General features: G+C 71.5%; 16 protein-coding genes. 10 read left to right on the plus strand and 6 right to left on the minus strand.

Annotation, left to right across the window (positions count from 1 at the left end):
• Positions 1–69: 69 nt before the first annotated feature.
• Entirely contained in the window at positions 70–1,290 is a 1,221-nt protein-coding gene (gene ilvA / locus AB0B57_RS33105; protein WP_357078995.1) for a threonine ammonia-lyase, read from the plus strand.
• Positions 1,291–1,349: 59 nt separating this feature from the next.
• On the opposite strand, the gene greA is transcribed toward ilvA, so the two are convergent.
• Together greA and AB0B57_RS33115 are read right to left on the minus strand one after the other, a co-directional pair.
• On the minus strand, positions 1,350–1,847 hold the full coding sequence (gene greA, locus AB0B57_RS33110) for a transcription elongation factor GreA (protein WP_357078998.1): 498 nt from the start codon (positions 1,845–1,847) through the stop codon (positions 1,350–1,352).
• Between the two features lie 156 nt (positions 1,848–2,003).
• Entirely contained in the window at positions 2,004–2,444 is a 441-nt protein-coding gene (locus AB0B57_RS33115) for a DUF4307 domain-containing protein (RefSeq protein ID WP_357079093.1), read from the minus strand.
• 207 nt (positions 2,445–2,651) lie between these two features.
• On the opposite strand from AB0B57_RS33115, the gene mca reads away from it, so the two are divergent.
• The 6 genes from mca to purE all read left to right on the plus strand — a co-directional run bounded on the left by mca (position 2,652) and on the right by purE (position 10,481).
• The gene (mca, locus tag AB0B57_RS33120) at positions 2,652–3,533 is read left to right on the plus strand and encodes a mycothiol conjugate amidase Mca (protein ID WP_357079001.1); all 882 of its coding nucleotides are present in this window, start codon (positions 2,652–2,654) and stop codon (positions 3,531–3,533) included.
• Positions 3,534–3,581: 48 nt separating this feature from the next.
• On the plus strand, positions 3,582–3,875 hold the full coding sequence (locus AB0B57_RS33125) for a hypothetical protein (RefSeq protein ID WP_357079005.1): 294 nt from the start codon (positions 3,582–3,584) through the stop codon (positions 3,873–3,875).
• Positions 3,876–4,053: 178 nt separating this feature from the next.
• Positions 4,054–6,585, plus strand: a complete 2,532-nt coding sequence (locus tag AB0B57_RS33130) for a bifunctional diguanylate cyclase/phosphodiesterase (protein WP_357079009.1) — start codon at positions 4,054–4,056, stop codon at positions 6,583–6,585.
• A gap of 54 nt (positions 6,586–6,639) precedes the next feature.
• A complete protein-coding gene (locus AB0B57_RS33135) occupies positions 6,640–8,676 on the plus strand; it encodes a thioredoxin domain-containing protein (RefSeq protein WP_357079013.1) in 2,037 nt (678 codons plus the stop codon).
• Between the two features lie 111 nt (positions 8,677–8,787).
• Positions 8,788–9,963: a 5-(carboxyamino)imidazole ribonucleotide synthase gene (locus AB0B57_RS33140; RefSeq protein ID WP_357079016.1), complete on the plus strand. Its 1,176-nt coding sequence runs from the start codon at positions 8,788–8,790 to the stop codon at positions 9,961–9,963.
• A gap of 26 nt (positions 9,964–9,989) precedes the next feature.
• Entirely contained in the window at positions 9,990–10,481 is a 492-nt protein-coding gene (gene purE / locus AB0B57_RS33145; RefSeq protein ID WP_357079096.1) for a 5-(carboxyamino)imidazole ribonucleotide mutase, read from the plus strand.
• 174 nt (positions 10,482–10,655) lie between these two features.
• Here purE and AB0B57_RS33150 read toward each other — a convergent pair whose 3' ends face one another.
• A complete protein-coding gene (locus AB0B57_RS33150) occupies positions 10,656–15,554 on the minus strand; it encodes a permease (protein WP_357079019.1) in 4,899 nt (1,632 codons plus the stop codon).
• A gap of 149 nt (positions 15,555–15,703) precedes the next feature.
• Positions 15,704–17,131, minus strand: a complete 1,428-nt coding sequence (locus AB0B57_RS33155; protein WP_357079022.1) for a UDP-glucose/GDP-mannose dehydrogenase family protein — start codon at positions 17,129–17,131, stop codon at positions 15,704–15,706.
• A 249-nt stretch (positions 17,132–17,380) separates the two neighbouring features.
• On the opposite strand from AB0B57_RS33155, the gene AB0B57_RS33160 reads away from it, so the two are divergent.
• Complete coding sequence (locus AB0B57_RS33160; RefSeq protein WP_357079025.1) at positions 17,381–18,544, plus strand: acyl-CoA dehydrogenase family protein; 1,164 nt, start codon at positions 17,381–17,383, stop codon at positions 18,542–18,544.
• A gap of 51 nt (positions 18,545–18,595) precedes the next feature.
• Here AB0B57_RS33160 and AB0B57_RS33165 read toward each other — a convergent pair whose 3' ends face one another.
• A complete protein-coding gene (locus tag AB0B57_RS33165; protein WP_357079028.1) occupies positions 18,596–19,210 on the minus strand; it encodes a TetR family transcriptional regulator in 615 nt (204 codons plus the stop codon).
• Positions 19,211–19,322: 112 nt separating this feature from the next.
• On the opposite strand from AB0B57_RS33165, the gene AB0B57_RS33170 reads away from it, so the two are divergent.
• Positions 19,323–20,210, plus strand: coding sequence for an NAD(P)H-binding protein (locus AB0B57_RS33170; protein WP_357079031.1), 888 nt, complete (start codon positions 19,323–19,325; stop codon positions 20,208–20,210).
• A 945-nt stretch (positions 20,211–21,155) separates the two neighbouring features.
• On the opposite strand, the gene AB0B57_RS33175 is transcribed toward AB0B57_RS33170, so the two are convergent.
• Positions 21,156–21,923 (minus strand): SDR family oxidoreductase, encoded by a 768-nt coding sequence (locus AB0B57_RS33175; RefSeq protein ID WP_357079034.1) that lies wholly within the window; start codon positions 21,921–21,923, stop codon positions 21,156–21,158.
• A 140-nt stretch (positions 21,924–22,063) separates the two neighbouring features.
• Between AB0B57_RS33175 and AB0B57_RS33180 the strand changes: the two genes are divergently transcribed.
• Complete coding sequence (locus AB0B57_RS33180) at positions 22,064–22,621, plus strand: TetR/AcrR family transcriptional regulator (protein ID WP_357079037.1); 558 nt, start codon at positions 22,064–22,066, stop codon at positions 22,619–22,621.
• Positions 22,622–22,647 lie beyond the last annotated feature (26 nt).

Genomic DNA, 22,647 nt, shown 5'->3' on the forward strand with positions numbered 1-22,647 from the left:
CCGGTGCGGGGCTTTGCCGGAAGCGGTGTCGCCGCAGAGGGCTCCGGAGGCGGGTGGCACGATCGGGGCATGACGGAACTGGTCGGTCTTGACGACGTGCGGGCTGCACGGGAGTTGCTCGCCGGTGTCATCCGGACCACCCCGCTGGAGCCCTCCCGTCCGCTCAGCGCGGCACTGGGCGGGCCGACCTGGCTCAAGTGCGAGAACGTGCAGCGCGCCGGCTCGTACAAGGTGCGCGGCGCGTACGTGCGGATCTCCCGGTTGTCGGCGGCGGAGCGGGCGCGCGGCGTGGTCGCGGCGAGCGCGGGCAACCACGCGCAGGGCGTGGCCCTCGCCGCGGGCCTGGTCGGCACGCACGCCACAGTCTTCATGCCGGTCAACGCGCCGCTGCCGAAGGTGGCCGCCACCAAGGGGTACGGCGCGCAGGTGGAGTTGGCCGGCAACACCGTCGACGAGTCACTTGTCGCCGCGCACACGTACGCCGAGCGCACCGGTGCGGTGCTGATCCACCCGTTCGACCACCCGGACGTGATCGCCGGCCAGGGCACCGTGGCGCTGGAGATCCTCGAACAGTGCCCGGACGTCAAGACGATCATCACCGGGGTCGGTGGCGGCGGTCTCATCTCGGGCATGGCCGTCGCCGTGAAGGCGTTGCGGCCGGACGTCCGGATCATCGGCGTCCAGGCGGCCGGCGCGGCGGCGTTCCCTCCCTCGCTGGTGGCCGGGGAGCCGGTCCGGCTGCCCGCCTTCTTCACCATCGCCGACGGCATCGCGGTCGGCCGGCCCGGCGAGATCACCTTCAACCACGTGCGCAAGCTCGTCGACGAGATCGTCACGGTCTCCGAGGAGGACATCTCCCGGGCTCTGCTGATGCTGTTGGAGCGCGGTAAGCAGGTGGTCGAGCCGGCCGGCTCGGTCGGCGTCGCCGCGCTGCTGGCCGGCGTGGTCGAGGTGGAGACGCCGGTGGTCGCGGTGCTCTCCGGCGGCAACATCGACCCGCTGCTGATGCTCCGGGTGATCGAGCACGGTCTGGCCGCCGCGGGTCGCTACCTTCGGGTGACCGTGCGCTGCTCGGACCGGCCGGGACAACTCGCGTCGCTGCTCAGCCAGATCGCCGAGCACCGGGCCAACGTGGTGGACGTGGAGCACCAGCGGGCCAACCCGCACCTCAGCCTCGGCGAGGTCGAGGTGGCGTTGTCGGTGGAGACCCGGGGCGTGGAGCACTCGGACACGCTGATCAGCGCGTTGCGGGCCAGCGGCTACCAGGTGGTCTTCGCCGCCGAGGCGTGACACCGGTGGGTGCCACGCCTCGGGGCGGTGCGTCTGGGTTTGCGGTGCAGCCGGCGACGTCAGCCGGAGAACGGCTCGAAGCTGACCACTGTCACCTTGATGTCGGCGCCGCTGGGGGCCGTGTAGGTGCAGGTCTGCCCCGGCCGGCCGCCCAGGATCGCCTTGCCGAGCGCGGACTCGGGGCTGTAGACGGTCAGGTCGGTGGTGGCCGCGATCTCCCGCGAGCCGAGCAGGAAGGTCTCGGTGTCGTCGGCGTCGTCGTCGAAGTAGATCGTCACGACCATGCCGGGTGACACCGCGTCCGCTGCCGGCGCTCCGCCGACCTTCGCGGTGCGCAGCAGCTCCTGCAGGTAGCGGATGCGACCCTCGGCCTTGCCCTGCTCCTCGCGGGCAGCGTGGTAGCCGCCGTTCTCCCGCAGGTCGCCCTCTTCACGCCGAGCGTTGATCTCGGCAGCGATCACCGGGCGGTTGGCGATGTGCTCGTCGAGCTCGGCCTGGAGACGGTCGTGCGCGTCCTGGGACAGCCAGGTGGCGGGCGCCTCGTTGCCAGTGGACACAGGCGTTCTCCTCAGTTGTGCGTGGCTGGCTGACAGGTGAACTACCAAGTTACCAGTGCGGTACGACACAGCGTGTCGGCCATCACCGCGGGTGTCCGGATCCGACACCGCGGGTAGGCGCCCTCCGAGCCCGGTGGCGAAGGCTGTTTGGGCAGCTCAGGCTGGGGGTCGACAGCGCAGAACCTCGCCGATGAACGGCCGCGCGGTGGTGGTGAGGCGGTGTCGGGTCGTCACGTGCCGGTTGCCGGGCTGCGCGGTCACGGTGATCTGGTCACGGGCCACCTCGACACCCGCGCGGTCGCGGGCGCGCAGCACGCAGAGCGCCGATCCGCCCGCCGGAACTGTCACCCGAAAGTCGACCACCACCTGCGTGTCCGTGATGTTGGTGTAGGTGATCACCTGGGCGTCGTAGACCGGGTCGCCGTACTGGCGGTAGAGCCGCACCGAGATCACGGTAAGCGTTCCCACGAGCGCCAGCAGCACCAACGCGGCCAGCAGGCTACGACGGCGTTCTCCGCCGGGCGCCCGGCGACGGCCGTAGCGTCCGGCCGGGAAAACCGGAGCGCCGGCTGAAATTGTGGCGTGCGTCTCGGTCACCGGCGGGTATCTCCTGGCGTTGTTGTCGGCGGCGTCGGCAAGAATGACAGAGTCCATCCTCCCACCCGGTCCAGAGGCAGGAATGGCAGGTCGCGACCTGCGGTGCTGGCCGGCGACAGGGTGCGGTGAGCAGAGCAACGATCCCGGCAGGTCAGCCGGTCGAGCCCGGTCGGGTCCACCGTCCGGCACAGACGAGGAGTGCCAAAGTTGGCAGAGCAGCTGCGACTCATGGCCGTGCACGCGCACCCGGACGACGAGTCGAGCAAGGGTGCGGCGACCATGGCCAAATATGTCGCCGAGGGCGTGGATGTCCTGGTCGTGACGTGCACCGGCGGGGAGCGCGGCAGCGTGCTCAACCCCAAGCTCGACCGCCCCGACGTCTGGGCCAACATTGGCGAGATCCGCCGCGCCGAGATGGACGCCGCCCGGGCGATCCTCGGTGTCGAGCAGGCCTGGCTCGGCTTCGTCGACTCCGGGCTGCCCGAGGGTGACCCGCTGCCGCCGCTGCCGGAGGGTTGTTTCGCCCTGCAGGACGTCGAGGTGGCCGCCGGCCCGCTGGTGCGGCTGATGCGCGAGTTCCGTCCGCACGTGGTGACCACGTACGACGAGGAGGGCGGCTACCCGCACCCGGACCACATCATGTGCCACAAGGTGAGCGTGGCCGCGTTCGAGGCCGCCGGTGACCCGGAGCGCTACCCGGAGCTGGGCGCGCCCTGGCAGCCGCTGAAGCTCTACTACGACATCGGCTTCTCCAAGGCCAAGATCATGGCGCTGCACGAGGGCATGCTGGCCGCGGGCAAGGAGTCGCCCTACGAGGAGTGGCTCCAGCGCTGGGAGGACCGTCCGGACAAGGGCCCGCGGATCACCACCCGGGTGGAGTGCTCCGAGTTCTTCCCGGTCCGCGACGACGCGCTGCGCGCCCACGCCACCCAGGTCGACCCGGACGGCTTCTGGTTCCACGTTCCGATGGAGTTGCAGCGCCACGCCTGGCCAACCGAGGATTTCCAGCTCGCCCGCTCGGTGGTCGACAGTCCGCTGCCCGAGTCTGATCTCTTCGCGGGGGTGCGGGAGACGGCGCACGCACGCTGATTCCGGGCGGAGCTACCCTGGTAACCAACCGCACATCGGAGGAACGCCATGCTGACCGCTGCCCAGGTGCTCGCGGAGAACAACTTCGGAGACACCCGCACGGGTGGTCTGGCCGGGCCGATGGGCCTTTTCCTCATCCTGCTGCTGGCCGCCGCGACCATCCTGCTGATCCGCAACATGAATTCTCGGCTGCGCCGCCTACCGGACCGGTTTCCGCAGCAGACCGGGCCGGTCGACTCGACCAGGGTCGATGCCGCAGTCGTCGATCCGACAGACGGGACCGGCGGGCGTGATTCCTCCGCCCCTGGTCCCAATGGGCACCAGCAGCACCGGAACGGGTAGCCCGCACGTGAATCACGCCGAACCGGGTGGTCGCCCCCTGTTGCGACCACCCGGTTTGGCTTCGCCTTCCGCCGGGGGACCAAAAGTCTCCGAGCCGTGTGCGGAAGGGGGCGCCGATGACCAGCACAGCACCGGCCGCCCGCCGTATCGCGGGTCGGTCGGCTGACGGGGGAGGTCGATGACCTCCGGTCCGGCCGGCGCTCCGTTCGACCGGCTCGGGGTGCGGGGCACCCCAGGCCGCCTGCTCGTGCTCACCGCCGCCGTCACCGTGACCGCCCTGGTCGCCTCCGCGGTCGGGTTGACGCTTCCCGCCCGGCTGCCGGCCGACGACCTCCTCGGTGGGCCGGCCCGATTCGGCATCGCGGTCGCCGTCCTCGCTCTCGCCCAGCTCGCTCGGCTGCGGTTCCGGTCGGCCGCGGGCATGGTCAGCATCACCTGGGGCGAGGCGGCGTTGATCGTCTGCCTCTACCTGACACCGGCCGGCTGGTTGCCGTCCGCCACGCTGCTCGGCACCGGCCTGGCCTGGACGGTGCTCTCCCTGCACACCGACCGCCGTCCGGCCCTGGAGATCGTCCGGATCGCCGCGTCGCTGGCCGCCGCGTCGGCACTTGCCGTCTCCGTGGCCACCGCGCTGGGGCGGCCGTTACTCGCCCCGCCCACCCCGATGCTGGCGTTGGCCGTGATCGCCGGGTCGGTGACCTACCTCCTGGTGACCGCCTGGCTGGGCGGGGTGACGTTGGGCCTGCGGCACGGGCTGCCGATCGGGCCGCCGCTGCTCGCCGCGCTGCGCGGCAAGCTGCTGATGTTCGTCGGCAACGTCGCGGTCGGTCTGGTGGTCGTAGCCCTGTTGGAGCTCGACGCGCGCTGGTTGCTGTTGCTCCCGCCGCTGCTGTGGTTGCTGCAGCAGACCTACCGCTACCGGCTGCGCTCCGATCAGGAGCGTCGCACCTGGCGAGCCTTCGCCGAGGCCACGGCGGCCCTCAACCAGCTCGACGAGCGGGGCGTGGCCAGTGCGGCGGTCACCGGGGCGCTGACGCTGTTCAACGCCGAGCTGGTGGACGTCGAGGTGGCTCGTACCGAAGGCCGGTGGCACCGGTACCGGGGAGACGCCACCGGCCAGTTCGTCGACCGGGAGACGGGCCCACCGGACCGGCCCGAGCCGGACGAGCACGAGCTGAGCCGGGCGCTGTCCGTCGGTGCCGCGCCGGTCGGTCGGCTGCGGGTCCGGTTCCCCCGCTCTGCCCCGCCCAACGCCCGGGAACGCGACGCGGTGGCCGCGTTCGGCGACGCGCTCGCCGCCGCCCTGCACGACGCCGCGACGCACCGAGAGCTGCGACTGGTCACCGCCCGTTCGTCGTACGAGGCGGTGCACGACCCGCTCACCGGGCTGGCGAACCGGGCGGCGATGCTCGGCAAGGGCGATCAGTCGCTGCGGCAGCTCGCGCACGATCATCCGGTGGCACTGCTGCTGTTGGACATCAACCAGTTCAAAGAGGTCAACGACACCCTCGGTCACGCCGCGGGTGACCAACTGCTGCGGCTGACCGCGAACCGGCTCAACGTGCTGGCCCGCCCCGGCGATCTGCTCGGCCGCCTCGGCGGCGACGAGTTCGCGCTGCTGCTCACCGCGGTGCCGGTGCTCGGCGACCGAGCCGCCCCGATGGCGTACGCACTGCGTCAGGCCCGCGAGATCGCCGAGCGACTGGCCGCGCCGACCGAGGTGGCCGGCGTCCGAATGTCGATCGAGGTCTCCGTGGGGGTGGTGGTGGCCGATGCCGGCACCGCCGACCTGACCGAGCTGCTGCGCCGGGCCGACATCGCGATGTACCAGGCCAAGGAGGGCGGCGGCAACGTCGCCGCGTACGACGGCACCCGCGACGCCGCCAGCACCGATCAGCTTGCCCTGCTGGCGGAACTACGCGAGGCGCTGAAGGTCGACGACCAACTGGTGTTGGCGTTGCAACCGGCTGTCGACCTGGCCACCGGCGCGCCCACCGGGGTGGAGGCGCTGATCCGCTGGCAGCATCCCCGGCGCGGGTGGCTGAGCCCGGCCGACTTCATCCGGCCGGTGGAAAACAGCGAGCAGCTCGGCACCTTCACCCGCTACGTGCTGGACAAGGCCCTCGGTGTGGCCGCCGGCTGGGCCCGGGAGGGCCTCGACGTCCCGATCTCGGTCAACCTGTCGGCGCGCAGCCTGCTCGACCCCCGCCTGCCGGCGGAGATCGCCGAGGCGCTGCGCCGCCATCAGGTGCCACCGCACCGGCTCGTCCTGGAGATCACCGAGACGGTGGTGATGAGCGAGCTGGAGGTCATCGACGAGGTGCTGGCCACGCTCCGGTCGATGGGCGTGCAGCTCGCGGTCGACGACTTCGGCACCGGCTTCTCGTCGCTGACCTTCCTCACCCGCATCGCGGTCGACGAGCTGAAGGTGGACCGCTCCTTCGTGATCCGGATGGCCGACTCACCGGAGGCCGCCGCGATCGTCCGGACGACAGTGGGCCTCGCCCACGAGTTGGGGCTGCGGGTGGTCGCCGAAGGGGTGGAGACCGCCGAGCAGCGGATGGCCCTGGCCGAGCTGGGTTGCACCTCCGCGCAGGGCTACCACTTCTTCAAGCCGATGCCGGCGGACAAGATCAGTGCGGTGCTGGGGTCGCTACGGGACTCGGCGGAGTCGAACGTGTTCCGGCTGCGCGCCGACGGCGCCTCCTGACGGTCTCCGGGTGGAGCCCGCGCGATCCGCGGCGGGGCTGGTTATGGTCGTCAGGTGAACCGACTCGTCGACGCCACCAGCCCGTACCTGCTCCAGCACGCCGACAACCCGGTCGACTGGTGGCCCTGGTCGGACGAGGCGTTCGCCGAGGCGAAACGGCGCGACGTGCCGGTGCTCATCTCGGTGGGTTATGCCGCCTGCCACTGGTGTCACGTCATGGCGCACGAGTCGTTCGAGAACGAGCAGGTCGGCGCCCTGATGAACGACAACTTCGTGTCGATCAAGGTGGACCGGGAGGAACGCCCGGACGTGGACGCCGTCTACATGACCGCGACCCAGGCGATGACCGGCCAGGGTGGCTGGCCGATGACCGTCTTCGCCACCCCGGACGGCACACCGTTCTTCTGCGGCACCTACTTCCCGCGGCCCAACTTCGTCCAGTTGCTCCAGTCGGTCACCACCGCCTGGCGGGAGCAGCGCGAGGCGGTGCTGGGCCAGGGTGCCGCGGTGGTCGAGGCGATCGGTGGCGCGCAGGCCGTGGGTGGCCCCACCGCCCCGCTGGACGCGCCGCTGCTCGACGCCGCGGCGGGCAGGCTGGCCGGTGAGTACGACGCGACGAACGGCGGCTTCGGTGGCGCCCCGAAGTTTCCACCGCACATGAACATGCTCTTCCTGCTGCGTCACCACCAGCGCACCGGTGACCCGCGCAGCCTGGAGATCACCCGACACACCGCCGAGGCGATGGCCCGGGGCGGCATCTACGACCAGCTCGCCGGTGGGTTCGCCCGCTACTCGGTGGACGCGCACTGGACGGTGCCGCACTTCGAGAAGATGCTCTACGACAACGCGCTGCTGCTGCGGGTCTACACCCAGGTGTGGCGGCTCACCGGTGACCCGTTGGCCCGTCGGGTGGCCCGCGACACCGCCCGCTTCCTCGCCGACGAGCTGCACCGGCCGGGGGAGGGTTTCGCGTCCGCGCTGGACGCCGACACCGAGGGCGTCGAGGGGCTTACCTACGCGTGGACTCCCGCGCAGCTCGTCGAGGCGTTGGGCGAGGACGACGGCCGCTGGGCCACCGACCTCTTCGCCGTCACCGAGGAGGGCACCTTTGAACACGGCATGAGCGTGCTCAGGCTCGCCCGGGACGTCGACGACGCCGCGCCCGAGACCCGGGCCCGCTGGCAGCAGGTGGTCGGGCGGCTGCTCAGTGCCCGGGACACCCGCCCGCAGCCGGCGCGCGACGACAAGGTGGTGGCCGCCTGGAACGGGTTGGCGATCACCGCGATCGTCGAGTTCCTCCAGGTCGCCGCGTTGTCCGCCTCCCCGCAGGACGAGGACGCCAACCTGATGGAGGGCGTCACCATCGTCGCCGACGGCGCGCTGCGTGACGCCGCCGAGCACCTGGCCGCCGTACACCTGGTGGACGGCCGGCTGCGCCGGGTCTCCCGCAACGGCAAGGTCGGCGATCCGGCCGGTGTTCTGGAGGACTACGGCTGTGTGGCCGAGGCCTTCTGCGCGCTGCACCAGCTCACCGGCGAGGGCCGTTGGCTCACGCTGGCCGGTGAGCTGCTGGACGCCGCCCTGGCACACTTCGCCGCGCCCGGTGGTGCCTTCTACGACACCGCCGACGACGCGGAGCGGCTGGTCGCCCGCCCGGCCGACCCGACCGACAATGCCACCCCGTCCGGCCGGTCGGCCCTGATCGCCGGGCTGGTGGCGTACGCGGCGCTGACCGGGGAGACGCGTTACCGGGAGGCCGCCGAGGCGGCGCTCGCCACGGTCGCGCCAATCGTCGGGCAGCACCCCCGGTTCGCCGGGTACGCGGCCATGGTCGGCGAGGCGCTGCTCTCCGGGCCGTACGAGATCGCCGTGGCGACCGACGACCCGGCCGGCGACCCCCTGGTGGCCGCCGCTCACCGGCACGCCCCGCCCGGGGCGGTGGTCGTCGCCGGGCGTCCGGACCAGCCCGGTGTGCCGCTGCTCGCCGACCGGCCGCTTGTCGACGGGCGGTCCGCCGCGTACGTCTGCCGGGGTTTCGTCTGCCAGCGGCCGGTCACCTCGGTGGAGGAGCTGGTCGCCGAGCTGGGCTGAGCGCACAGTAGTTGCCCACGTCGCACGCCGGGTGGCCGCCGCGGCGCTTCCGGGGCGGGTCGCCGGCCCACCGGGTGGACGTGCCGAGGGCCCGGATAGGCTGGCCGCGCTATGGATTCCCGTACCGGTCTGCCTGTTGTCGGCATGGTGGGTGGTGGCCAGTTGGCCCGGATGACCCACCAGGCCGCGATCGCCCTCGGCCAGTCACTGCGTGTGCTCGCGACCGCCCCCGAAGACGGCGCGGCGCTGGTCGCCGCCGACGTCCAGTACGGCGACCACACCGACCTGGCCGCCCTACGCACCTTCGCCAAGGGCTGCGATGTGGTCACCTTCGACCACGAGCACGTGCCCTCCGAGCACATCCGCACGCTGGCGGCGGAAGGGGTGACCCTCTATCCGCCGGCGGACGCGCTCCTGCACGCCCAGGACAAGCAGGTCATGCGGGAACGCCTGACCGAGTTGGGTGCGCCCAACCCGGCGTGGCGCCCGGTCGGCGAGCCCGCCGACCTGGTCGGCTTCGGTGCGCGGGTCGGCTGGCCGGTGGTGCTCAAGGCCGCTCGGGGTGGCTACGACGGTCGGGGCGTCTGGATGGTCGACGACGCCGACCAGGCCGCCGAGCTGGCAGCCACGCTGCTCGCCGGCGGCACCCGGCTGATCGTCGAGGAGCGGGTGCCGCTGCGGCGGGAGTTGGCCGTGCAGGTGGCCCGCTCGCCGTTCGGCCAGGTGGCCGCGTACCCGGTGGTCGAGACGGTGCAGCGGGACGGCATCAACGTGGAGGTGCTGGCCCCGGCACCCGACCTGGACGAGGAGCTGGCGGTCGCCGCCCAGCAACTCGCCATCGACCTGGCCACCGCGCTCGGTGTGATCGGTCTGCTGGCCGTGGAGCTCTTCGAGGTGCGTGACGAGGCCGGTCGGCCCGCGATCGTGGTCAACGAGCTGGCGATGCGCCCGCACAACTCCGGGCACTGGACCATCGAGGGTGCCCGGACCTCGCAGTTCGAGCAGCATCTGCGGGCGGTGTTGGACTACCCGATGGGCGACACCGCGTTGACCGCGCCGGTGGTGGTGATGGCGAACGTGCTGGGCGGCGAGCCGGGTGGGATGTCGATCGACGAGCGGTTGCACCACCTCTTCGCCGCCGAACCGGGTGCCAAGGTGCACCTGTACGGCAAGCAGGTGCGACCCGGCCGCAAGATCGGGCACGTCACGGTGCTCGGCGACGACCTGGACGACGTACGGGCACGGGCCGCACGGGCCGCCCGCTGGCTGCGCGAGGGGCACGAGTGACGTCCTCGGGCGAGAAGGAGACCCCGGTGACCACGGTCGGGCTGATCATGGGCAGCGACTCGGACTGGCCGACCATGCGGGCCGCCGCCGAGGTGCTGGACGACTTCGGCGTGGCGTACGAGGTGCGGGTGATCTCGGCGCATCGGACCCCGGTCGCGATGATCGAGTACGGCCGGGACGCCGCCGACCGGGGCCTGAAGGTGATCATCGCCGGGGCTGGCGGTGCCGCCGCCCTGCCGGGCATGGTCGCCTCGGTGACGCCGCTGCCGGTGATCGGTGTGCCGGTGCCGCTGAAGCACCTGGACGGCATGGACTCGCTGCTGTCCATCGTGCAGATGCCGGCCGGGATCCCGGTCGCCACCGTGTCGATCGGCAACGCCCGCAACGCGGGTCTGCTCGCCGTGCGGATCCTCGGCGCCAACGACGAAACCCTGCGCGCCCAGATGGCGACCTACCAACAGGACCTGGAAAAGCTGGTAGCAAAAAAGGAAGCCGCCCTCCAAGCAACACTCCCCTAACCCCTCCCGATCAGGCCGCAGCCGCGTCGATCATGGAGTTGTGGTGCCGGCAAGCAGGCACTACGGGGCTTTTGTCACCCACCACAACTCCATGATCGACACACGAGGGCGGTTGGTCCCGGAACCCGGACCACTCGCCGCGCCCACTCACGCAGACTGCCGTGACCCTCCGGTTTATCTCATGCCGCGTAGGGCGGTTTGTAGGCGTTCCTGGGCGCGGCGGCGGCGTTCGTTGCTCGCGCCGAGCACGAGGAGCAGGATGCCCACCGGAATGAGCACCAGCCACGGGCCGAGGCTGAACAGGGCGTGGATCGCGGTGATCGCGGTGACCGACGCGCCGACGATCACCGGTGCCTGCTGACGGCTGGACGAGCCGAAGATCAACACTGCGACCGCGCCGAGCAGCAGGAGCATCTGCCGCAGCGTGCTGGACTCGGTGGCCAGCACGATGGCCAACGTCGGCACGAAGGTGGCTACCAGTGCCGGCCCGTACGCCACCCAACTGCTCAGGTCCGGTCGGTGCCGCAGCTCCAGGACGCCAACGAGGAGGGCCAGCGCGGCGAACGGCAGCGTGTACGCCTCGGGCAGCGCCACCTCGGCGACCCGCATCAGGATCCACCACGCGGTGATCTCGCAGACCACCACCGCCCAGAACAGGATCCGGCGTTCCACCGGCCGGCGACCGGGCCGGGTCGCTGCCACGCCGAGGACCGCACCCCAGGCGGCCAGCAGGGCGGCGATGTGTCGGGGCGAGTCGAAGGCGAGCGCCAACGCGATGAGCGCCGCAGCGTACCCGGTCCATTCCACGGTGGAGGCTTCCCGCTGCGCCTCGGGGCGGCGCAGCCGAGGCAGGGTCGCGGCGAGCACCTGGAGGACCGCCCCCACGGCGAGCACTCCGAACGCGGACCAGACCGCGGCCAGCCCGGCGACCAGGCCGACGGTGAGGACGAAGAGCTGCGCCATGAGTGAGGCGAAGAGCCAGCCGAGGATGCGCGCCCGTTGGGTGGTGCCGAACAGGGCCGCCACCATGCCGACGCCGACACCGCTGCCGAGGGTGAACAGGGTCATGTGCCGGTCGGCCAGGCTGCCGGCGAGCCCGGCGCTGCCACCGGCCAGACCCATGACGAACACCAGCACCCGGGCCAGCCGCAGCGAGCGGGCCCGTTCGACGAGCGGCGGCGGTGGGGTCAGCGCGAGGCCGAGCATCGCGATGGTGAAGACGGAGAGCGCGGCAACGGTGCTGGCGGGCCAGGCCCAGCCCAGCGCGATGGGTGCGATCAGCAGCGTGACGGCGGCTCCGGGCAGCACCACCGGGACGGCACGGGAACGTCGACCACCGCTGAAGCCGGTGGCGGCGAGTGCCGCGGTCGCGGTGAGCAGCAGCGCCGTCAGCACGTGGGTCGGATTGACCACGTCCGGTGGTGGGGTGAGCAGCTCCGGCGGTGGGCCCTGCCAGATCCGGGTCAGGGTGCGGTGTGGCTCGACAAGCGCGGTGAACAGCGCGGGTGCGATCGAGACGAGGGCCAGGGCGGTCGGCAGGGCCGCCGCGGCCAGCGCACCCGCCGCCGGGTTGACCCGCCAACGGCGTCGCTCCGGGTCGTCCGGCAGTCGCCGTAGCGCGCCGTCGAGGCGTACCGCCCAGCGCCGGACCGGCTGGGCGGAGCCGGCGGGCGGCACGGTGGCCGCGCGGATCAGCTCGGCCAGCACGCCCAGCAGGGCGGCGGCGGCCGCGTAGACACCCGCGGGGAGGCCGGTGGGGATGGCGGCGAGGGCGCTGATGCTGGCCCCGCCGACCACCGCGACGCTGACCCAGGGCAGATATTGCGGCACCTGCCGGCGGACCGCGGCCACGGCGGCCAGGCCGAGGCTGGACGCGGCCAGCGCGGCGGTCAGCACCACCTGCGTCGAGTTGTCGAATTCGGCGGCCAGTGCCGCCACCGCACCGGGAAGGGCGAGCAACGCGCCACCGATCGCCGCGCCACCGATCAGCACCAGGTGCGGTGGCATCCCCTCGGTGTCGATGTCGGTCACCTGTGGGCCGGCCAGGACACGTGCCAGCATCGCCACCACCACGCCGATCAGCGCGATGCTGCCCAGGGCCAGTGCCGTGGTCCAGGGCCGGACCAGGCCGGCTCCGGCGGCGTGCAGCGCGACCACCCCGGCCACGGTCGCCCGGGACAGCCCGGCCCGCGCCTCCTCCGTGGCCACCGCGGCCATCCCGTAGACGGTGGCGACCATTCCGCCCACCAGCACCGGCGACCACCAGGCCAGATCGAACGCGGCCGGCGCGCCGATCGTGGCCAGCACCACGGCCCCGCCGGACACGTCCCACCGCCAGGGCGGGGGGAGCAGGATGCCGGCGGCGAGAGCCAACAGCGCCAGCGCGACGGGTGCCTGCCAGGTGGCGCCGCCCACGGGCGAGGCCGGCCAGCCGCTCAGGTCGCCCTGCCAGATCGGACCGGGCGTGGCCAGCACGCCGACCCCACCGCGCGCCGCCGACCAACCGGCGAGGACGCCGATGAGGAGACCGCCGACGGCGAGGCCGAGGATCGGCCCGCGTCGCCACTCCTCCGGCATGGTGCGTGCCCCCACGGCGACCACCAGGAGCAGGGCGGCGGCCACCGCCAACTGCCCGCCCGGGGCGAACACCGCCCCGATCCGCACCAGCGTGGCGATCAGGGCGGTGGTGACCGCCGCGGCGGCCAGGTCCGAGCCGTCGAGGGTGAGGTCGGCGCGACGGCCGGCGTCGATGGACGGGGCCAGGAAGAGCAGCACCGCCGCGACCAGCAGTAACGCGCCCACCCAGGCGTCGGCGACTGTCGCACCGGGCGCCCCGAACGCGGCGGCGGTGACCAGCAACGCGCCCAACCCGGTGCCGACCGACAGCGGTGCGGGGATGCGGCGCTGGGAGACCTGCACGATGGCCGCGTAGCCGAGGGTCACGCAGACCGCCAGGAAACTGGCCGCCAGGACCGGGACTGTCACCTCCCGGAGGCTGGCCGGGGTGGGGGTCGGGTCGATCGGCATGCTGGCGGCCACGAACGCGGCCACCGCACCGGGCAGCGCGAACGCCGCGCCTCCGGCGGCCCAGGCGGTGACCGTGTCGGAGGCGGCCGAGGCGATCCGGATCCGGGGTGCCAGCGCGACAAGCGTGCCGGCCGCGAACAGGGTGAGCAGGACCGCGGCGGTGAGGGCGGGGCGGGACAGGCTGGCGCCGGCGCCGAGCAGGCCCACCACGGCCGCCCCGATGGCGTGCGCCGCCGCGGCCCGGTCGGTGCGGGCGGAGAGGCCGATGACCCCGATGCCGATCGCGGTGACCACCATCGGCCAGGGCGCCATCGCCCAGCCGAGGCCGAGCGACGCCGGCACGGCCAACGCGGTCAGCGCCGCGCCGGCGACCGCGAACTCGCTGCGGATCTCCGTGGGCAGGGCCAGCACCGCCGCGATGGTGAGCAGGAACGCCGCGCCGGCCAACTGCCAGGAGGTCGGCCCGACGGCCGCCGCCAACTCGGCCGGATACCGGCCGAGGTCGGCATCCCAGGCGGGCAGTGCCGCCCGGACCGGTGCCAACCCGGCGCGTAGCGCGCCTCCGGCGACCACCAGCCCGCTGACGGTCAGCGCCACCGCCGAGGCGATCTGCGGGCCGCGGCGGGCCGCCTCGGGCACCGCACGCACGGCCAGCCCGGTCACCGTGATGACCGCCGCGATCAACAGCAGCGCACGACCCGGGTAGGCCACCGAGGCGATCCGACTGAGCGCGCCGATCACGGCGAGGGTGACGATGCCCGCCGCGACGTCGGGCAGCGGCGGTCGGCGCAGCACCAGCGCGCCGGCCAGCCCGACCATGGCGGCCAGCAGCAGCACCACCCCGGCGCCGGTCGCGGTCGGCACGGTCTGCGCCCGGAGGAGGGCGGTGGTCGCGTACGCCAGGGCGACCGCGACCGCCACCGCGTGCAGCAGCCAGGTCAGCTCGCGCAGGCCGGGAACCGGACGGGACGGTCGTGTGTCGGCGGAACCCGCGCTGGCGTCGATCAGCTCGGCGGCTTCCTCCGGGTCGCCCTCCGGCCGGGTCTCGGCGCCGCGCTGCCGGGGTGTCGACGTGGTGGTGTCCGAGGGCGGCAGGTCCTGCGGGACGGGGCGTTCCAGGGCAACGCCGGAGCGGGCCAGCCAGAGGTCGACGAGGGCGACCAGGGCCAGCACCAGCGCCCAGCCGCCCGGGCCGGTGATCCGGTCGTACGCCAGCAGCGGCAGCACCGGCTGCGCGGCGAGCACGGTGGCGAAGCGGGGCGCGCGCAGACCCGTCCAGCCGGCGTACCCGAACGCGACGGCGGCGGTGACCGCGAAGATCACCCCGGCGAAGACCGTGCCGGACGCGCCGCCGGCGCCGATCCGGTCCACGGCCCAGAGGGCGTTGCCGGCAAGCGGCACCAGCAGCAGGCCGACCGCGGCGATGGTCTCGGCGGTGGAGGTGAGCCCCCGGCGGGCCAGCGCCGGCGGGGCGAGCAGCATCAGCACGGTGGCCAGGAGCAGGATGCCGAGCCGGGCCAGTGCGTCCATCGAGCTGGTGGCGACCACGGCGAAGACCACCGCGGAGACCGCGAGCAGCAACGCGCCCAACCCGAGGGGGATGTTCTGTACCTCGCGTGACGAGGCCTCCGGAGGATGCTCCGGATCGTCCGCGTCCAGCCAACTCGCCCGCGGCGGCGGAGGCGGCGGGTCCTCCGGCGCGGGCGGAGTGCCCTGGCGGGGCACCCGGGGCGGCGCCCCGGTGGTGGCCGTCGGCGGCCGACGGCCGGGGCGGCGGCGGAGCACCCGGCGCGGCCGGGTGGCCTGCTTGAGTCGTTCCTCCCCGGCGTGCGCGAGGATGTCCCGCTGGAAGAGCGCGGCCTGCATCTTCGCGGCGATCTGCCGCTGCTCGCGGGCGATGGCGGCGTCGCGCGCCTTCATCTCCGCGATCGAACGCTCGATATCCGCGAGGTGCTCGACCCACTGCGGCTGGTCAGCCCCGCAATGCGGGCACTGGACGGCCGGCTTGATCTCCCGACCGCACGAGGAGCACTGAAAGGTCGCCACGACACCCCTCCACCCGCACTGTGGACTCCCACTGTCGCAGCATGCCCAAAGCTGGCGCGGATTTCGACTCTTGTCGGCGGGTCCGGGGCAAACAACGACACCGGCCGGCCACCGAGATGCTCGATGGCCGGCCGGCGAACGCCTGTCGATCAGGGGCGGCCCATGCCCCGGTACTCCCATCCGGCCTGGGTCCAGAGCGCCGAGTCGAGGCAGTTTCGACCGTCGACCACCTTGCGGCCGTTGACCAACTCACCGAGCGCGACCGGGTCGGCGTTGCGGAAGTCGGCCCACTCGGTGAGGACGCACACTAGGTCGGCGCCGGTGACCGCCTCGTTGATGCCGGTCTCGTAGGTCAACTCCGGCACCGCACGGCGGGCGTTCTCGGTGCCCTGCGGGTCGTACACGTGCACCTCGGCGCCGGCCTTGTGCAGCAGTGCGGCGACGGCGAGCGCCGGAGCGTCGCGGACGTCGTCGGTGTTGGGCTTGAAGGTCGCACCGAGCACGGCGATCCGGGTGCCGGAGAAGTCCGGACCGGCCGGACCGGAGCGGCGGCCGAGCAGATCCGCGGCGAGCTGCAACACCCGGGTACGACGGCGCAGGTTGATCAGGTCGACCTCGTGCAGGAAGCGCAGCGCCTCGCCGGCACCCAACTCCTGGGCGCGGGCCTGGAAGGCCCGGATGTCCTTGGGCAGACAGGCGCCACCGAAGCCGAGGCCGGACTGGAGGAACCGGTTGCCGATCCGTGGGTCGTAACCGATCGCGCGGGCCAGTTGGGTGACGTCGCCGCCGGAGGCCTCGCAGACCTCGGCCATCGCGTTGATGAACGAGATCTTGGTGGCCAGGAAGGCGTTCGCGGCGACCTTGACCAGCTCGGCGGTGGCGAAGTCGGTGACCACCAGCGGCACCTCGCGGTCCTCGGTGGCGGCCAGGTCGAACACGCCCTTGTGCGCGGCGTAGAGCATGCCGTTGGCCCACTCGCTCTTGACGCCGACCACGATCCGGTTGGGGCGCAGGACGTCGTCGACGGCGAAGCCCTCCTGGAGGAACTCGGGGCTCCACGCCACCTCGACGCCCAGGTCGAGGCGGGTGTGCTTGCCGACCAGCTGCTCCACCCACTCGGCGGTGCCGACCGGCACCGTGGACTTGCCGACGATCAGCGCCTTGCGGGTCAGGTGCTGCGCGAGGCTGGTGACCGACGCCTCGACGTACGACAGGTCGGCGCCCATCCCGTCGGCCCGCTGCGGGGTGCCGACGCAGATGAAGTGCACGTCACCGAAGTCGGCGGTCTCGGCGATGTCGGTGCTGAAGCGGAGGCGGCCGGCGGCGAGGTTGCGCCGCAGCAGCTCGTCCAGGCCGGGCTCGTGGATCGGCACCTGCCCGGCGTTCAGCATCGCGATCTTGTCGGCGTCGACGTCGAACCCGAGCACGTCGTAGCCCAGTTCGGCGTAGCAGATGGCGTACGTCGCACCGAGGTAACCAGTCCCCAGGAACGTCACCCGCGGCCGAGGCGCGCCCGAGGGCGGTGTCACCGCGGCGATGGCGGGGGTCGGCTGGATGGTGGGGTAGGGGATCGTCACGCCTGTCTTCTCCGCTCGCACTGGCGGCGCGTCGTCGCGTCGCATTCTGCTGCGGCGCCTGGCGGGGCACCGGAGGGGTGGCTCACTGTTGTCCTCCATCATTGCCCAGCGGCCTGGGTGCACCCTCATGCCCATACCTACGCGCCGGTAACATCACTTGAACTGCAGTCGCTAGTCTTCAGTCTGCGCGGTCGGCGGTCCGGAGTCGTCAGAGACTGCGCATGATAGCGGTGAAGGGGAGGGGCCAACATGGCCGCAGGCGAGTCGTTCGACGTCTACCAGTTGCCCGAGGAGCACCAGGCGATCCGGGAGGCCGCACGTGCCGTCTGCACGGCGAAGGTCGCCCCGCACGCCACCGAGGCAGACGAGACCGGGGAGTTCCCCAAGGCGTCCTACGAGGCGCTGCGGGCCGCCGACTTCCACGCCCCGCACATCCCCGAGGAGTACGGCGGTGCCGGCGCCGACGCGCTGGCCACCGCCATCGTGATCGAGGAGGTGGCCCGCGCCTGCGCGTCCTCCTCGCTGATCCCCGCGGTGAACAAACTCGGCACGATGCCGCTGTTGTTGTCCGGTTCCGAGGAGATCAAGCGCCGCTACCTGACGCCTGTCGCCTCCGGTGCGGCGATGTTCTCGTACTGCCTCTCCGAGCCCGAGGCGGGCAGCGACGCCGCGTCGATGACGACCCGCGCGGTTCGTGACGGGGATCACTGGGTGCTCAACGGCGTGAAGCGGTGGATCACCAATGCGGGCGTGTCCGAGTTCTACACCGTCTTCGCCGTCACCGACCCGACCGCCCGCTCTCGGGGCATTTCGGCATTTGTAGTCGAGAAGTCCGATCCCGGCGTGAGCTTCGGCGCACCCGAGAAGAAGCTCGGCATCAAGGGCTCGCCCACCCGCGAGGTCTACCTCGACAACGTGCGGATCCCCGCCGACCGGATGATCGGCGCGGAGGGCACCGGCTTCGCCACCGCGATGAAGACCCTGGATCACACCCGGGTCACCATCGCCGCGCAGGCCGTCGGGATCGCGCAGGGCGCGCTCGACTACGCCAAGGGGTACGTGGCCGAGCGTCGACAGTTCGGCAAGGCGGTTGCCGAGTTCCAGGGCGTCCAGTTCATGCTCGCCGACATGGGCATGAAGCTGGAAGCCGCCCGGCAGCTCACCTACGCGGCGGCCGGCAAGTCCGAGCGGGGCGACGCCGACCTTACCTACTTCGGCGCGGCGGCCAAGTGCTTCGCCTCCGACGCCGCCATGGAGATCACCACGGACGCGGTGCAGCTGCTGGGCGGTTACGGCTACACGCGGGACTACCCCGTCGAGCGGATGATGCGCGACGCCAAGATCACCCAGATCTACGAAGGCACGAACCAGGTGCAGCGGATCGTCATGGCGCGGGAGCTCCTGAAGGGCTGATGCGCTGCAGGTGCAGGCCGAGATCGATCGTGAGCTGTCGCCGCAGCGGGGCTAGGAGCTGTCCGTTCCATGGCGTAGTTGGGCGAAGGCCCGGTCCGCGTCGGTGACTGCCTCGGGCTGGACATCGCGTGCGGTCCGCCCGTCGGCGATCTTCTGCCAGTTGGTCCGGGCCAGTACGCGTTGAACCGCGATCACCTGGGCGGCTTGTAGTCGGGCCGCGATGCCTCGGTCGAGGACGGCGGCCAGCGCGTCCTCGTCGTCGAGCATGTACTGCATGAGTCGTCCCGCCAGGCTCGGTGTGGCGAACACCAGCCGGTGAAACGCCACCACCTCGGGGTGGTCGTTGAGGCCGGTGACCGGCTCAAAGCGTTCGAGGCCGGCCCGGAAGCGCCGGTGCAACGCCGTCAGCGGTGCCAGGTCGGACTGGCGGTCGCGTACCACGCGTGCGGCCTCGCCCTGGTGGTCCATGAACCGGTGCAGGATCAGGTCTTCCTTCGTCGCGAAGTAGCGGAACAGGGTCGGCTTCGACACCTCGGCCGCCGCGGCGATGTCGGACACCGACACCTGGTCGAAGCCGTTCGCCAGGAACAGCGAGATCGCCGCATCAGCGATCACGTCCCGGGTTCGCGCCTTCTTGCGGGCCCGCAGCCCGACCGGTTCGGTCACCCCGCCAAGGTAACATCCATTACCGGGTTGCATTTTTAACTCGGTAACGATTTGATCGGACCATGGAACAGACAGACACCCGCCGCGCCACGTCAGTGCTGGCGAGGTTGCCATGACACCTGTTGACGGACCTCGAGTGCTCGTCACCGGGGCGACCGGCCGGGTCGGACGCTCCGTGGTCGACCTGCTGACCGACGCGGGCGTGCCGGTCCGGGCCCTCGTGCGCCGTTCCGAGACGGCGGCGACGCTGCCCACCAACATCGAGATCGTCACCGGCGATCTCACCGTGCCCGAATCGCTCGACGCCGCGCTGGACGCCGTCAGTACGGTCTTCCTGGTGTGGACCGCCCCGCCGCAGAGCGCGGCGGCCGTCGTCGACCGGCTGGCCGCCCACGCACAGCGGGTCGTCTATTTGTCCGCGCCGCACCGGACCCCGCACCCGTTCTTCCAGCAACCGAACCCGATGGCGGCGCTGCACGCCGAGATCGAGCGGCTCATCGCCGGCGCCGGACTCGACTCGACGATCATCCGGCCGGGAATGTTCGCGTCGAACACCCTGCTCTGGTGGGCCGCCGCGATCCGTGCCGACAGCCCGGTCCGGTGGCCGTACGGCGCGGCCGAGACGGCCCCCATCGACGATAGAGACGTGGCTGCGGTCGTCGCGCGGACGCTGTACGAGGACGGACACGCCGGCGGCGACTACGTCCTGACCGGCCCCGAGTCCCTCAGTCAGGCCGAACAGGTAGACATCATCGCAGACGTCCTGGGCCGCCCGATCGCGTTCGAGGAACTGTCGTCCGACGAGTTCCGGCGCGAGACCCCGGAAGCCGCGCGCCCGGCGGTGGACATGCTGCTGGCCGCATGGAACGCCGCGATGGGGCAGCCGGCGTATGTCACCTCCACGGTGGCCGACATCCTCGGAACGCCGCCGCGAACGTTCCGGCAGTGGGCCGCCGACCACGCCGCGGCGTTCACCGAGGACCCCCACCCCACAAGCTGAACAATCCCACCGGGCCGCAGCAATCGAGCCGCCGCCCCGCGCTCCCAAGCAGATTGATCCTGGTCGCCCGAGCGCTGCACGGCCGGCAGATCGTGTTCCGCCGACCTCATCGGTGGGATCCTTGAGCGATCGTGTTCGACGAGCGGCCAACCGGTCGAGTGGATCGTGTCGGTCGACTTCCTCGGTGATCCTGTCGTCGGGCAGGCCGATGACCTGCGGTCGGCCGGACGTTCTTACCGTTTGTCGGTCGCATCTTCTCACCGATCTGTCGTTTTCTCGATGAGCGCGTTGGCCGGGCCCGCGCCGGCGGTCGTCGTGGTTCAACCGCGCGAGGGCTTCGAGGGTGTGGAGCCGCGCCATGACTTGGACGATGTCCGTTGCCCGTTAGCGGTTGCTTATCCGGAGGCGCTGTGCCGTTACGGGTAGCGTTGCCGACAACCCTGGCGGAGCGTCATGGCGACAGTTGCGTTGCGCGGCAACCGAAACATGCGGGTTGGCAGAGCAGGCGGTGGAAGCCACGGACCGCGTTGTCAGCCTCGTTGGCTGGCAGTGGTTGTTCGGCGATGCTGAAGATGCCGACGTTGCGGGCGATTGCGGGCGTTGACAATTCCGATGCCGGCCTCACGGCAGCGGCCTGTTGGTTAGGGCGGCACCGTGCCGATGGCTCGGTCGCCCATCTAGTGGCCTGGGGCTGGTCGGACTTGGCCGCGCTACGAAATAGACCAGTCCCGCGTGGTCGTCAATCCGACCGCAGCTCGCTCACGTACAGTGACGACTCGTGCTGCCGGGACTGCGCGTTATCTGCGGCAGATGTGCGCACCTGATCGAGCGGGCGTCTGGACGCAAGAATCACGGGTGCCGGGTCAGCACTGAGGGCCGTCCAGACGTGCTGGCCAACGAGTCCCGACAGTGCCCGCAATGCGGCTTTTCCGCATAGGGATGTGTTCACAGGTGTGCGCCGCCGGTGGCGTCGAGATGCTGGCCGGTGACCCAGCGGGCCTCGTCGGAAGCGAGGAAGGCCACCACGTCGGCGATGTCGGCGGGTTGGCCGACCCGGTTGAACGCGGAGAAGGAGCCCCAGAAAGCGAGTTGTTCGGGGTTGTCCCGCAGCCATGCGGCGTTGCTGTCGACGTCGACGATGCCGGGGACCACTGAGTTGACCGTGATACCGCGTTCGCCGAGCTGCTTGGCAAGGGTGAAAGTGAGAGTGTTGATGGCGCCCTTGGTCAGCGAGTAGGTGACGATCGCGGGTGCGGCGATGCGGGTGGTGCCGGAGGAGATATTGATGACCCGGCCGTTGTCCCGCAACTGGTTCAGGGCCTGCTGAAGGATAAAGAACGGGGCTTTCACGTTCACGGCGAAGATCTTGTCGAATTCGGCCTCGGTCGTGCGGGCTAGGTCGTTGGAGTTCGCGATGCCGGCGTTGTTGACCACAATGTCGACGCCCGGTTCGGCGCCGGATTCGGTGAGGCCGGCGTTGAAGGCGGACCACAGCGCCTGTGCGTCGCCGGGTACACCCAGTTCAGCGCGGACCGCGAACGCGCGGCCGCCGGATTCGGTGATGGCAGTGATGATGTCGTTCGCGGCTGCCTCGTTGGTGCCGTAGTGGACGGCGACGAGGGCGCCGTCCGCCGCGAGTCGTGTGGCGATTGCCCGACCGATGCCTCGGCTGCCGCCCGTGACCAGAGCAGTCTTGCCGTTGAGCAGTGCCATGTTGCCGTGAGACCTTTCTGTAGTGCTCACTATGTATTGTCTGAGCATCAGGCTAGCGAGCGCTATAGAATGTGTCAATGGCCAATGATCGTCCCCGCCGGCGTGGCCGGCCCCGAGCCTTCGATCGGGACCAGGCCCTGTTGACGGCGCTGCACGAGTTCTGGCAACGGGGCTTCGAGCCGGTGTCGGTGGCCGAACTCACCGCGGCCATGGGCATCACGCCACCCAGCCTCTACGCGGCGTTCGGCGACAAGAAGACTTTGTTCCGCGAGGTGGTCGAGCGCTATCAGCAGACTCACGGCGCGTTCTTCGCGACGGCACTCGCGGCGGAGGAGTCCGTGCGCGACGGCGTCGCCCGCGCGCTACGCGCCGCTGCCGTGGAGTACACCCGGCCCGAGCATCCACCTGGTTGCCTCGTCATCAGCGCGGCCGTCAACTGCACCGCAGCGTCGGCTGACATCACCGAACTGCTGCGCGCCCAACGGGCCGCCAACATCACCGCGCTGCGAAAGCGGATCGAGGCGGATGTCGCCGACGGCCGGCTGCCCGCCGGCACCGACGTCGACCGTCTGGCCGTCCTCGTCGGCGTCATCTTGCAGGGCATGTCCCAGCACGCGCGCGACGGCGCTGGCACGGATGAACTTCTCGCCGTTGCCGAAGCCGCTATGCTCGCCTGGCCCACCAAGATCGACGCGTAACCGTTGACGGCTGCTTAACACGGCAG

Source organism: Micromonospora sp. NPDC049101 (assembly GCF_040648675.1).
GTDB lineage: Bacteria > Actinomycetota > Actinomycetes > Mycobacteriales > Micromonosporaceae > Micromonospora.